The sequence below is a fragment of the Flintibacter sp. P01028 genome (assembly GCF_041925235.1).
Taxonomy (GTDB): domain Bacteria; phylum Bacillota; class Clostridia; order Oscillospirales; family Oscillospiraceae; genus Lawsonibacter; species Lawsonibacter aceti.
Genome location: NZ_JBHEVC010000001.1, coordinates 453,647 through 466,060, shown reverse-complemented (window position 1 = coordinate 466,060; position 12,414 = coordinate 453,647). Strand labels below are relative to the sequence as shown.

Below are 12,414 nucleotides of genomic sequence, written 5' to 3'. Positions count from 1 at the left end.
GACGAGGGCGGAAGAAAAAAGTTCCCTGGTAGAGAAAAAATATTTAACAGATCCATTATATTTTGTTTTTGTCTGAACAGCAAGATTTTTGTTGGAAAGACAGGAAATGAAATTTCCCCCGGCCTCTTGACAAAAGAGGAGCGGTACGCTATTATAATATCAACATATGAATAGATGTTCATATATTGAAAGGAGATGAGAGAATGGAGCGTGAAGTTATCCCCTGCTGCCAGGAGGACCGGGTCCATGTGGACGCGGTGGACCAGGTGCGCGCCCTGCTCCCCCCGGATGAGGAGCTGTATGACTTGGCGGAGCTGTTCAAAATATTTGGGGACAGCACCCGAATCAAGATCCTGTACGCCTTGCTGGAGGGAGAGCTGTGCGTCTGTGATATCGCCAAGCTCATGGAGGTCACCCAGAGCGCCGTGTCCCACCAGCTCCGGGTGCTGAAGAGCAGCAAGCTGGTCAAATTCCGCCGGGAGGGCAAGACAGTTTATTATTCCCTGGCGGACGAACATGTAGTCCGCATCTTAAGCCAGGGAATGGAGCATATCGAGGAGTAACCTGTATGCCGCGATCCAATGGATCGAGAAAAGGAGAGTATACAATGAAAAAGACGTATAAGATGATTGACCTGGACTGTGCCAACTGTGCCGCTAAGATGGAGGAGGCCATCAAGAAGATTGACGGCGTTACCTCCGCCTCTGTCAGCTTTATGACCCAGAAAATGACCATAGAGGGGGACGATGCCCGTTTTGATCAAATCGTCAAGGAGGCGGTCAAGGTGTGCAGAAAAGTAGAACCCGACTGCGAGATTGTACTGAAATAAACGTGAGGCGGCCTAAGGCCACCCATGTCCATATCCCTGTGAGAGGAGCTTTCGCCATGACAAGAAAGCAGAAAAAGACGCTCTGGCGTATTATCTTCAGCTTTGTCCTGCTGGCCGCCGCCGCCCTGCTGCCGGAGATCGAGGTACCATTTAATATGTGGCCTTATTTCGGTCAGCCCCTGGTGAATGAGGCTGGCGAACCCTATTACGCATTCCCCAGGCTGTACCTGTTTCTGATCCCCTATCTGGTCATTGGCTGGGATGTACTGTGGAGAGCTGTGCGCAATATTAAAAACGGCCAGGTCTTTGATGAAAACTTCCTTATGTCTGTCGCCACCGTGGGTGCTATGGCAGTGGGCGAATACGCCGAGGGCGTGGCAGTGATGCTGTTTTACCAGGTGGGCGAGCTGTTCCAGAACGTGGCCGTCAGCCGCAGCCGCCAGTCTATCTCCGAGCTTATGGATATCCGCCCGGACTACGCCAATGTGGAGCGGGAGGGACAACTGGTCCAGGTGGATCCGGAGGAGGTCCAGGTGGATGATATCATCGTTATCAAGGCGGGGGAGCGGGTGCCATTGGACGGGACTGTCACCCAAGGGAGCTCCGCTCTGGACACCGCCGCTCTCACTGGCGAGTCCCTGCCACGGGACGTGGAGCCGGGGGATGAGGTGATATCGGGCTGTGTCAACTTGTCCGGCCTGCTCCATGTGAAAGTGAGTAAGCCCTACGGACAGTCCACCGTGGCCCGTATCTTGGACCTGGTGGAGAACTCCAGCGAGAAAAAGGCCCAGGCGGAGCATTTTATTACCAAATTTGCCCGGTACTATACCCCTGCTGTGGTTTTTGCTGCCCTGGCCCTGGGGCTGCTTCCCTCCCTGCTGACTGGCCGGTGGGGGGTGTGGGTCCCCCGTGCCCTGAACTTCCTGGTCGTATCCTGCCCATGCGCCCTGGTCATCTCCATTCCCCTGTCCTTTTTTGGCGGGCTGGGCGGAGCGTCCAAGCAGGGTATCCTGGTGAAGGGGAGCAACTATCTGGAGGCCCTGGCCAATACCGGAATCGTGGTGCTGGACAAGACAGGCACTCTGACTAAGGGCACCTTTGCTGTCACCGGAGTCCACCCCAAAGACTGCGCTCCAGAGGAGCTGTTGGAAACCGCCGCCCTGGCAGAGCAGTTCTCTACCCACCCCATCTCCAGGTCCATCGTCAAGGCCTGGGGCGGTGTTCCAGAGCAGAATAGGGTCTGCGACGTGGAGGAGATCGCCGGCCACGGGGTCCGGGCCAAGGTGGACGGCCGGGAGGTGCTGGCGGGGAACCAGAAGTTGATGGACTTGGAGAATATTCCGGTGACCACGGACCATCAACACCCTGGGACCGTCATCCATGTGGCGGTGGAAGGGGAATACGCTGGACACCTTGTTATCTCCGACCAGGTGAAGGAGGGGTCCGCCCAGGCTCTGCGGGAGCTCAAGCAGGTCGGGGTCCGAAGGACTGTCATGCTCACCGGCGACAGCCAGGGGGCCGCTCAGGCGGTGGCGGATCAGTTGGGGCTGGATCAGTTCTTTGCCCAGCTTCTGCCTGGGGACAAGGTGGAGCGGGTGGAGGATCTGCTCCGCTCCAAAGGCCCAAAGGAGAACCTGGTCTTTGTGGGGGACGGTATCAACGACGCCCCCGTCTTGTCCCGTGCGGACATCGGGGTGGCCATGGGGGCCCTGGGCTCTGACGCGGCCATCGAGGCGGCCGATGTGGTCCTGATGGACGACGACCTGCGCAAGTTGCCCGTGGCGGTGCGCATCGCCCGGAAAACGCTGACCATTGTGCGGCAAAATGTGGTGTTCGCTCTGGGGGTGAAATTCCTAGTGCTGGGGCTGTCCGCCGTTGGCCGGGCCAATATGTGGATGGCTGTCTTTGCCGATGTGGGCGTATCTGTCATCGCCATCTTAAATGCGAGCCGGATGCTGAAAGCCAGATAACCCAAAAGCCGCGGCCTAAGAGCCGCGGCTTTTTCCATAGATAGGACGGATGGGATATCACTCCAATATCTGGAACAGGCAGCCCCAGACATAGTCCAGAGCTTCAAAGCTTACCTGGGGAGAGAGGTGAAAGACCGCCCGATCCCCCTCCAGGTCCACCAAAATGCCGTGGTCCCGCTCCAACCGCGCAACCACGCTTTCCGTGGAGCGGCCGGGAAAACGGGCGAATATGGTTCCAGATGCCTGGTCCGCCTCCAACACCTCCGGGCCGTCAGGTCCAAAGTCCCGCAGCCGGGCCTCCAGGTGTCGGACCTGCCTGGCCCGAAGGGCCTCCTTCCCGGCGGCGGAATATGTATGACGAAGGTCGATCTCTCTCATAGTCTGGTCTCCATCGGGGTATATACCACGAAATGCTCGTATCGAAGCTGACGCAGCAGCGCGGACAGGATTCGGGCGGTATTTTCCCCTCCCTCTAAAGTCAGATAAGTAGTCCTGGTACGGCCCTCCAGGCGGTTGAGGGTGTTGACCGCGAAGGTGTTGGGGCCCACGGTACCAGATGGGGAGAGGGCCATGGTCTGGTCCCAGCACACCCACCCCTCCTGCTCCAGCAGCTCCCGCTGGCCGTCAGGGACATACGCCACCGTGGTCCGGGTGTAGGCCAGATGCTCCAAAGCCCGGTTGCCCTCCTCCAGCAGCGCGCGGGTCTGGTCCAGGGTTCCTCCCTCCGCCAGGATACCGACGCTGTGTCCAGTACCCAGAATCCGCCGTACCAGGTCATCCTCCTGCTCCAGGGCCTCTGGGGTAAAGAAGAATAGTGCCTGATTGCCTGCGCTGTCCAGGGCAGACAGAATCTGATCGAGTCCCTGGCCATCCTTACAGAGAAAGGCCAGATAGGTGGATACGTTCGTGGTATTGGACTCATCCGGCTCGGAGGGAGGGGATGTGGGAGTAGTGGTATCGGGAGCGGGATTGATGGATTGGTTATATTCACGGAGGTAGCGGTTTATCAGGTTGCTGGCCGCGTCGATCAGCTTGGCGTCGGACAGGACCACCGAGTCGTTGTTGATGCGGACCAGGTAGCCCTGGCTGAAGGCGGTATAAGAGAAATCCAGACCGAAGAAGTTGCATACCATGACCACAGGCAGGTAGGGTATGCCATTTCGCATGATGGCCTGAGCGGGATAGCTCTCACCGGAGATCTCCTCCCGGCAGGTGCCGTTTTTCAGATCAAAGGTGAGCATCTGTTGTAACGTGTACAGGGTGAGCTTGTGGGTGGTGCTGGTATGAATATAGCTGTAATCCACATCCACCAGCTTGAAGCCGCCGTTGTACTGGGCCAGAAAGACCGTATAGGGCACATAGAGGACGCCGCCGGACCAGGTAGGCATGGTGTCCGCGGTCAAAGGGCGTAAATTGTCGTTGATGGAAGTGAAGTATACCGTGGAGGAGGCGGAGGAGGCGGGGGGGACAAAGACTGCCCCGCACAGGACCAGGGACAGCAGCAGCGAGATCATTCTTTTTTTCAGGTCCATGGGCGCTCCTCCTTTCGACTTCTGGTTGCGGATATCATTATATCATAGTATAATCCAATGGGCAAGACAGCCAAAGGGTGCGTTCTTTAATGAAACTTTAAGGATCGGTAAATTCCCTTTCAACACTGGTGTGGTATCCTGACCATAGAGAAAAATCGACCACTCCGGAGGAAAGGAGTTCCCATCATGGATATCACGTTGGAGCAGGTGGAGCGCCTGCGGGAAAAGGCGGACGTGAGCTACGCCCAGGCCAAGGAGGCCTTGGAGTACAGCGGAGGCAACCTGCTGGACGCCCTGATCTATTTGGAGGAGAGGGGAATGATCCCACGGCCCGAGGGGGCTTACTACTCCACCAGGGGGGGAACTTCCCCCCAGCCCGCCTCCGCTGCGGACAGCGCCTCCCAGGGTGGGGAGCGGAAGGAAAAGAAAGAGAAAAAGAAAAAGGGCGGCAGTATGGAAGTCGTCGTGGTAAAGCCAGAGAGAGGGGCAGTCAGGGGCCTGCTCCACACCTTGCGCCGCTGGCTGATCGAAAATGAGTTGGAGATCTGGCGAAAAGATAAGCCGGTCACGGCCCTGCCGGTGTTGATCCTGGTCCTGCTGGTCATCTGCGCCCCCTGGGTGGTGCTGCCCGCTCTGGTGCTGGGATTGTTCCTGGGCTTTCGGTACCGCTTCTCCGGCCCGGACTTGGAGCGGGACGAGCTGAATGACATGATGGGCACGGTGGCCGATACCGCCGCCGACATTGGGCACAAGGTCATGGAGGAATTGAAGCATGACTGGCACTCGGATGAGCCGGGCAGACAGGACCGGAACAAAGAGCGGGAAGAATAAAAAGGTCTGAGGTGATGGAGATGGCGGAGCACATCCTCCTGGTGGAGGACGAGGAGAAGCTGGCCCGCATGGTGGAGCTGGAGCTGAAATATGAGGGGTACTCTGTGGAGAAAGCCTTTGATGGCCGAAAGGGGCTGGAGCTGGCCCTGAGCGGGGCGTTTGACCTGGTGCTGCTGGACATCATGCTGCCCCAGCTGTCTGGCATGGAGGTGCTGCGCCGCCTGCGGCGGGAGAGTCAGGTCCCCGTCATCATGCTTACCGCCCGGGACAGCGTAGTGGATAAGGTGTCCGGCCTGGACTCTGGCGCGGACGACTATATTACAAAGCCCTTCGCCATCGAGGAGCTGCTGGCCCGCATCCGGGCGGCCCTGCGGACCAAGAGTGGCCGGGACAGCCAGATGCTGGCCGTCGGTCCCCTTGCAATGGAGGTGGAGAGCCGCCGGGTGACAGTGAGGGGCCAGGAGGTGGAGCTGACCAAAAAGGAGTTTGACCTGCTCCGCCACCTGCTGGAAAATAAGGGCCGGGTCCTGACCCGTGAGGCCCTGCTGGACAGTGTCTGGGGCTTTGACTTTGTGGGAGAGACAAACTCGGTGGACGTGTATATCCGCTTTCTCCGGAGCAAGATTGATGAGGCCTTCGGCATCAAGCTGATTCACACGGTCCGGGGCGTGGGCTATGTGATCAAAGAGGAGTAAGGGGCGCGACCCGCCATACCGTCAGGAGAAAAAGGAGAGAGAGCCATGGTCATCGTCTACCGTTCCAACACCGGCTTTACCAGGGAATATGCCGAAATGCTGGGCAGAGCGGAAAAAATAAAGGTGTACAGCGTCACTGAGGCGGAGCGCAGTCTGGAGTCAGGTACTGAGATATTCTATATGGGTCCCCTGATGGCAGGCCACATCGAGGGCGTGGACCAGGCGGTGAAGCGATATCAGGTCAGGGGCGTGTGCGGCGTGGGGCTCTCCCCCTCTGGCCGGCAGGTGCTGGAAACCATCTCCAGAGCCAACTATGTGCCAAACGCCCCTATTTTTTATTTGCAGGGGGGCTGGGCCCCTAAGAAAGTGAGCTGGCTGAAGCGTAGGATGGTGGGTATGGCCACAAAATCTCTGCGGGAATCCCTGCAAGACAAGGGCAGCCGCCGTACCCCTGAGGAGCAGGCCCAGCTGGATCTGCTGGTAAAGGGCGGGAGCCGCGTCGCCTTTGAGCGTCTTGAGGCTATTCGGGATTGGATGAAGGACTGCTGAGGGGCCGTGCGCCACGGGTCTGAATCACGGCCCATCCCGTTTTACAGAGAAAATGGGTGCGTACAGGCCCTGAAAAGAACAGACCGCACAGAGAGGAGGCGTGCCTATGGCCCGGAAAAAGCACCGTTTTCAATCCCCCCCGCCGGCAGACCCCATTGCCGCCGCTCGGGATTCCTCTCTGGTATTTCGGCTAAATTTCGGCTTTTTCCTGCGCCAGCTTACGATTTTTCTGGTGATGGATCTGCTGCTGGCGGCCATGGCCACCGCGGGCGTATTCTATTACGCGGAGAACCGGTGCGCCGACGTGGCGGCTCTGGTGGAGGAACGGGGTGTCCCGACGGTGGAGGCCATCCCCTGGATGGAGAAGGGGGACTATACCATCACCCCCCTGAACCGTCCGCCAGAGGGCCAGCCGTCCTCCAGCTTCTCATGGCTGCCGGGGGCGGTGGCCCAGGAGACCGCCGATGGCTACCGTATGTGGGATCTGACCAGCTACTACACCATTGAGCTGTACTATGGGGACCAGCCCTACGCCATCACAGTGGATCTATCTGGCATCGCTGGGACAGGCTATTGGGCGGGAGTTGTTCTGCTGATATGCCAATTTTTGTCCCTGGTCACCGGGCTGTTCCGCAATAAGCGGTCGATCAGAAAGGTGCTCCGGCCTATCCAGGACCTAGCCGCCACCGCGGCCCGCCTCAACTCCATGACGCACATGTCTAAACGGGAGCTGGAGAGCCTGGCTGACAAGCTGGATAAGATCGATGCCACCCATCTGGACAGCCGTATCGACCTGCCCGCGACCCAGAAGGAGCTGCGCTCTCTGGCCCAGGCCATCAACGAGATGATGGACCGGGTGAACCAGGCGTACAGCGCCCAGATGCGGTTTGTGTCCGACGCCAGCCATGAGCTGCGTACCCCCATCGCGGTAATCCAGGGCTATGCCGCCCTGCTGGACCGGTGGGGCAAGTCGGACCCGGAGGCCCTTCAAGAGTCCATCGACGCCATCCGCTCCGAGGCCCAGGCCATGGAGCGGCTGGTGGAGCAGCTCCTTTTCTTAGCGCGGGGGGATAACGATTCACAGCCGGTGAAGAGGGAGCGGGTGGACCTGATAGCCCTGGCCGGTGAGGTGCTGCGGGAGGAGGAGATGATTCATCCTGACCGGCTTCTCATTCCCTGTTGGGAGGGAGAGCCGGTAAGAGTATACGCCGATCCGGGGCTGATGAAGCAGCTGCTGCGCATCCTGATGGACAACAGCCTCAAGTACAGCCCACCCGAAGGCAGGGTATATCTGCGGGTGTCCCACAATCAGGGGTATGCAAGAGTGACCGTCCAGGACGAGGGCATGGGGATCCCTCCCGATGGCATCCCCCACATCTTCGAACGATTCTACCGCACCGACCAGTCCCGCGACAGAAAGACCGGAGGGACGGGTCTGGGACTGTCCATCGCCAAGTGGATCGTGGACCGCCACGGCGGTTGGTTTGAGGTAGTGTCCAGGGTGGATGTGGGGACTCGCATTACCTTCCTGATTCCACTGAAGGAGGACAAGCCGGGGAGTGCGTCAACAGAAGGATAGAAGCCCAACCTGCCGTTGCCGATTGCTTTCGTCAGGAGGGTATCTGCAGCAAGGTGACGCTGACGGGTTCCTCCGTCAGAACCGTGTCGAGAGGGTGATCAACACGGCGGATAGCAGGATAGGAAAGGAAAAGGAATGGACGGCTTTGGGCCGTCCATTCCTTTTCCTTATTTTGATGGGTGGGGCCACAGACCGTCCCATAGGATGTTGCGGTAGTTTTCCCGGTCCGTATCCCCCTCTGTGGAAAAGCAGAGGATTCGGGAAGCTTTGCCCAGGCCCAGGGCTTCCTTGAGCGGAGCCAGGTCCTTTCGGCGCAGAACTTCGGTCACAAGACCGAGGGTGGCGGCACCGCTTTCACCGGAGATGACCTGGGGATCGCCGGGCAGGGGAGCGCCCAGCACCCGCATTCCCTGAGCGGCCACATAGTCTGGAACAGAGAGAAAATGGTCCGCGTGGTCCCGCAGGATATCCCAGGAGATAGAGCAGGGCTCTCCACAGGCCAGACCGGCCATGATCGTGTCCAGCGCCCCATCCACGCGATGGAGCTGGCCGTCATTGGCCTGGGCCGTATGGAACAGACAGTTGGCCCGGTGGGGCTCCACGATGACGACTTTGGGACGGTCCTGGCCGTAGAAGTCAGCGAAAAAGGCGGCCAGGCTCCCGGCCATCGCGCCTACTCCAGCCTGAAGGAAAAGGTGGGTGGGAGGGCGGTCCTCCAACTGGCGGACCGCCTCAAGGGCCATGGTGGTGTAGCCCTCCATAATCCAGGCGGGGATATCCCAATAACCCTCCCAGGCTGTGTCCTGAATCACTACCCAGCCCTGTTCCTGAGCCTGCTGCTGGACCAGGCGGACGGTGTCGTCATAGTTCAGGTCCGTGACAGAGGCGTCTGCCCCCAGAGCCCGGATATTGGCCAGCCGCTCTGGGGAGCTGCCCTTGGGCATCCGGACCACGGACCGATGGCCCAGCTGGGCGGCGGTCCAGGCCACCCCTCGACCGTGGTTCCCGTCGGTGGCGGTGGCAAAGGTGAGCTGGCCCAGCCGATCCCGGACATGGGGGGAGGTGAGCAGAGAGAAGGTCAGATCCTCCGGCGCCAGCCCCAGCTCCCGAGCAATATAGCGCCCTATGGCGTAGCTCCCGCCCAACACCTTAAAGGCGTTGAGAGAGAACCGCCGGCTTTCATCCTTCACATGGATGGCCGCCACTCCGAGATGGGCGGCCAGACGGTTCAGGCTGGCTAGGGGGGTGGGGGCATACTGGGGGAAGCTGGCGTGAAATCGCTGGGCCGTGCGGGCCCGCTCCAGCCCAAAGGGAGCGGTGGGGGCCAGTGGACCGCCTGGCTTTCTGGTCAGGGAGACGGCCTGGATGGGGGCGTCCATAGAAATTCCTCCTTCTGTTGATGGAAAAGAATCAGGCGGAACAGCCCTGGAGCAAGACTATTCCGCCTGAAAGAAAGGTCATTTGTTGGGGGCTGGCTCTCCGGTGGGGACTTGCTGCTCCAGTTTTTCAACCAGCGCCCACTCCACCCGGCGGTCACACAGTTCCTCCACCTGGATACGCAGTCCCAGGGCCTCCACTATGGGCCGGCTGCCGTCGTCTGGGATGACGGAGAGCTGGGAAAACACCAGGCCGCCCAGCGTATCATAATCCAGGTCCTCGTCGGACAGGTCCAAGTTAAGGGCCTCGGCCAGCTCTTCCAGGTCGGCGGAGCCGGACACACGCCACTTGTTGTCCTCCAGACGGATGATATCCTGCTCCTCCTGGGGGTCAAATTCGTCGTAGATGTTGCCCACCAGCTCCTCCAGCAGGTCCTCCAGAGTGACCAAGCCGCTGGTTCCGCCGTACTCGTCCACCACCAGGGCCATGTGGGTCTTTTTCCCCTGCATATCCCGGAACAGCACATCGGCGGGCACACTTTCGGGGACAAAATAGGCGGTGCGGAGCAGCTCACGAATGGGTTTGGGATCGGGCAGGTGGAAGTTGAGCAGATATTCCCGGGTGGATAGAATACCCACAATATCGTCTACGTCGTTTTGATAAACCGGGAATCGGGACAGTCCGGACTGGCGGATGGTGTCCAGAATGACGTCCTCCTCCTCATCCAATGCCAGGGTCACCATGTCGGTGCGGTGGATCATGACATCCTCCGCGGTGATGTTGTTGAATTCAAAGATATTCTCAATGAGCTCTTTTTCGTTGGACTGGATGGCGCCGGACTCCTCGCCCTCCTCCACCATAGCCATGATCTCGTCCTCGGATACCTCGTCCTCCCGGCGAAGCAGCCTCAGGAGCGGCTTGCGGGCCAGCAGGAGTACGTTGACCAGCAGACTAACAGCAAATAGGATGGGCCATATATGGTCCCCAACCACGGAAATTCCCCCTTAATAGATAAGAATATAAAATAAATGATAGCACATCTATCAGCGTTATGCAAGGGGCGTCTGTGTGGGCTCCCTGTTTACATTTGGACTGATGGGTTTTTACTCCGTCCTTTTCACTGAGTATTGAATAAATCAGAAAAATAGGATACAGTAAATATAAAGATAAACTGGATTTTATGGGGTATGAATATGAAAAGATGGACAGCACTTTTTTTGACTTTGGTCTGCATATTAGGATTAGCGGGCTGCGACAATCGAACCATGAATTATATCATAGAAAATGAGCCAAGTATTACCGGAACTGTGGAAGAAGTAAGAGATAACGCAATTATCATCTATATCAATACACAGGGATATCCTAACGGGGCAAGTTGTAAAGTTTCTTTAGATGTGGAAAACAAAGACAGCTATACCGATATATCTGTTGGCGATGAAATTGTTGTGTACTATAATGGTGAGATAGCGGAAAGCGACCCGCTACAAATAAATACGGTATACGGCATTACATTAAAAACTCCAGCGAATCAAGATGCTGAATAATTCTCTATCAGTTGTTATCGGCGCAGATACCTCTCCTCGTCATTTTGACTGGGGGAGGTTATTTATATCTAAATGTCTAAAATTTGTCCAAAGGGTAATTGGGAGGTGTGTGGGGCCCTGCTTTTGCCAGGAGACTGGAAAAAACCGATGCAAAAGCCGATGTTCTATGATATAATTTGGAGTATCGAGCGGGAAGCGGCAGGTGGTATGTAGGCCGCTCCAGGGGGGAGAAAGAAGTGTATCAGCCGTCAGACCGGGTCAGGGGGCACATAGAGGAGGGGATCTCCTTCCTGAAGTGGCTCCTGTACGCCTGCTCCATCGGGGTGCTGGTGGGCGTGGTGGGCGTGGCCTTTTACTATGGGATAGACTGGGCCACCCAGCTGCGGGGAGAGGTGCCGCGGGTGGTATGGCTGCTGCCCGCAGGTGGTGTGTCCATCGTACTGATCTACCGCATCTGTCACATGGAGCGGGACCGGGGGACAAACCTGGTGCTGGTGGCCGTGCGGGAGGCGGAGCCTATGAAGTTGCGCACCGCCCCCCTGATCTTCCTATCCACCATCATCACGCACCTTGTGGGGGGATCCGCCGGCAGAGAGGGGGCAGCTCTCCAACTGGGCGGCTCCCTGGCCGCTTTTGTGGGCCGGCAGATAAGGCTGGACCAGAAGGACGGCCGGGTGATGGTCATGTGCGGCATGGCCGCCGCCTTCTCCGCCCTGTTTGGCACGCCGCTGACGGCAGCCATCTTCGCCATGGAGGTGGTCAGTGTGGGTGTGATGTACTACGCCGCCATTGTCCCCTGTGTGTCTGCCGCCCTGGTGTCCCTCCAGGTAGCCCAGCTCTGCGGCATCCACAGCCATGGGTATGAGATCGGTCCGGCGGCGCTGTTGGGGCCCGCCACTATGGTCCAGACAGCCGTTCTGGGGGTGCTGTGCGCTCTGGTTTCCATCCTGTTCTGCAAAGTGATGCACGCCTCCCCCCGCCTGTATCAGAAGTATTTTCCCAGCACCATGCTTCGAGTGACCGTGGGGGCCCTGCTGGTGCTGGCCCTGACACTGCTGGTGGGCAATCAGGACTACAACGGAGCGGGGGACCCGGTCATCCGGCGGATGCTGTCTGGAGAAACCATTCCGGAGGCTTTTTTACTTAAAATATTGTTTACCGCTCTTACCCTGGGGGCCGGATTTCGAGGCGGAGAGATCGTACCTGTCCTGTTTACCGGCTGCGCCTTTGGTACCTGGGCCGGACCGCTGCTGGGACTGCCCCACGGTTTTTCCGGGGCCTTGGGGATGGCGGCCGTTTTCTGTGGAGCTACCAACTGCCCCATGAGCGCCCTGATGCTGGCCTTTGAGCTTTTCGGGGGCGAGGGCCTTTCCCTCCACGCCCTGTGTATCGGAGTGGCCTATATGCTGTCCGGCTACTATGGACTGTACAGCGAGCAGAAAATCGTCTATTCGAAATTCAGAACCGAATGGATCGATAAGAAGGCAAAGTGAGTGTATCCGGGCCTG

The 12,414-nt window shown here is 58.4% G+C and carries 13 protein-coding genes; 9 read left to right on the top strand and 4 right to left on the bottom strand.

Annotation, left to right across the window (positions count from 1 at the left end; translation table 11 throughout):
• The first annotated feature begins 203 nt into the window (after window positions 1-203).
• From ACEVJK_RS02305 to ACEVJK_RS02295, 3 genes are read left to right on the top strand one after another with little or no spacing between them, the layout of a single operon-like run.
• A complete protein-coding gene (locus tag ACEVJK_RS02305) occupies window positions 204-563 on the top strand; it encodes a metalloregulator ArsR/SmtB family transcription factor (protein ID WP_186852778.1) in 360 nt (119 codons plus the stop codon).
• 44 nt (window positions 564-607) lie between these two features.
• Complete coding sequence (locus ACEVJK_RS02300) at window positions 608-829, top strand: cation transporter (protein WP_147570808.1); 222 nt, start codon at window positions 608-610, stop codon at window positions 827-829.
• Window positions 830-885: 56 nt separating this feature from the next.
• A complete protein-coding gene (locus ACEVJK_RS02295; protein ID WP_147570807.1) occupies window positions 886-2,799 on the top strand; it encodes a heavy metal translocating P-type ATPase in 1,914 nt (637 codons plus the stop codon).
• Between the two features lie 57 nt (window positions 2,800-2,856).
• Here the strand turns inward: ACEVJK_RS02295 and ACEVJK_RS02290 are convergent, their stop codons facing one another.
• The gene (locus ACEVJK_RS02290) at window positions 2,857-3,177 is read right to left on the bottom strand and encodes a hypothetical protein (RefSeq protein WP_147570806.1); all 321 of its coding nucleotides are present in this window, start codon (window positions 3,175-3,177) and stop codon (window positions 2,857-2,859) included.
• A complete protein-coding gene (locus ACEVJK_RS02285) occupies window positions 3,174-4,331 on the bottom strand; it encodes a hypothetical protein (RefSeq protein ID WP_374739881.1) in 1,158 nt (385 codons plus the stop codon). The genes ACEVJK_RS02290 and ACEVJK_RS02285 overlap by 4 nt, the downstream gene beginning before the upstream one ends.
• A 186-nt stretch (window positions 4,332-4,517) precedes the next feature.
• Between ACEVJK_RS02285 and ACEVJK_RS02280 the strand changes: the two genes are divergently transcribed.
• From ACEVJK_RS02280 to ACEVJK_RS02265, 4 genes are all read left to right on the top strand, one after another.
• Window positions 4,518-5,162 carry a ubiquitin gene (locus tag ACEVJK_RS02280; RefSeq protein ID WP_147570804.1) on the top strand — a complete coding sequence of 215 codons (645 nt, stop codon included), beginning with the start codon at window positions 4,518-4,520 and terminating at the stop codon, window positions 5,160-5,162.
• Between the two features lie 20 nt (window positions 5,163-5,182).
• Window positions 5,183-5,857: a response regulator transcription factor gene (locus ACEVJK_RS02275; RefSeq protein ID WP_147570803.1), complete on the top strand. Its 675-nt coding sequence runs from the start codon at window positions 5,183-5,185 to the stop codon at window positions 5,855-5,857.
• 45 nt (window positions 5,858-5,902) lie between these two features.
• Window positions 5,903-6,406, top strand: coding sequence for a hypothetical protein (locus ACEVJK_RS02270; RefSeq protein ID WP_147570802.1), 504 nt, complete (start codon window positions 5,903-5,905; stop codon window positions 6,404-6,406).
• Window positions 6,407-6,512: 106 nt separating this feature from the next.
• Window positions 6,513-7,985 (top strand): ATP-binding protein, encoded by a 1,473-nt coding sequence (locus tag ACEVJK_RS02265; protein ID WP_374739880.1) that lies wholly within the window; start codon window positions 6,513-6,515, stop codon window positions 7,983-7,985.
• 167 nt (window positions 7,986-8,152) lie between these two features.
• Here ACEVJK_RS02265 and dpaL read toward each other — a convergent pair whose 3' ends face one another.
• Both dpaL and ACEVJK_RS02255 read right to left on the bottom strand, forming a co-directional pair.
• A complete protein-coding gene (gene dpaL / locus ACEVJK_RS02260) occupies window positions 8,153-9,364 on the bottom strand; it encodes a diaminopropionate ammonia-lyase (RefSeq protein ID WP_186852774.1) in 1,212 nt (403 codons plus the stop codon).
• 78 nt (window positions 9,365-9,442) lie between these two features.
• Window positions 9,443-10,354, bottom strand: a complete 912-nt coding sequence (locus ACEVJK_RS02255) for a hemolysin family protein (RefSeq protein ID WP_374739879.1) — start codon at window positions 10,352-10,354, stop codon at window positions 9,443-9,445.
• A 201-nt stretch (window positions 10,355-10,555) separates the two neighbouring features.
• Here ACEVJK_RS02255 and ACEVJK_RS02250 point away from each other — a divergent pair, with 201 nt between their 5' ends.
• A complete protein-coding gene (locus ACEVJK_RS02250) occupies window positions 10,556-10,906 on the top strand; it encodes a hypothetical protein (protein ID WP_186852773.1) in 351 nt (116 codons plus the stop codon).
• Window positions 10,907-11,142: 236 nt separating this feature from the next.
• Entirely contained in the window at window positions 11,143-12,399 is a 1,257-nt protein-coding gene (locus tag ACEVJK_RS02245) for a chloride channel protein (RefSeq protein ID WP_374739878.1), read from the top strand.
• Window positions 12,400-12,414: the final 15 nt, after the last annotated feature.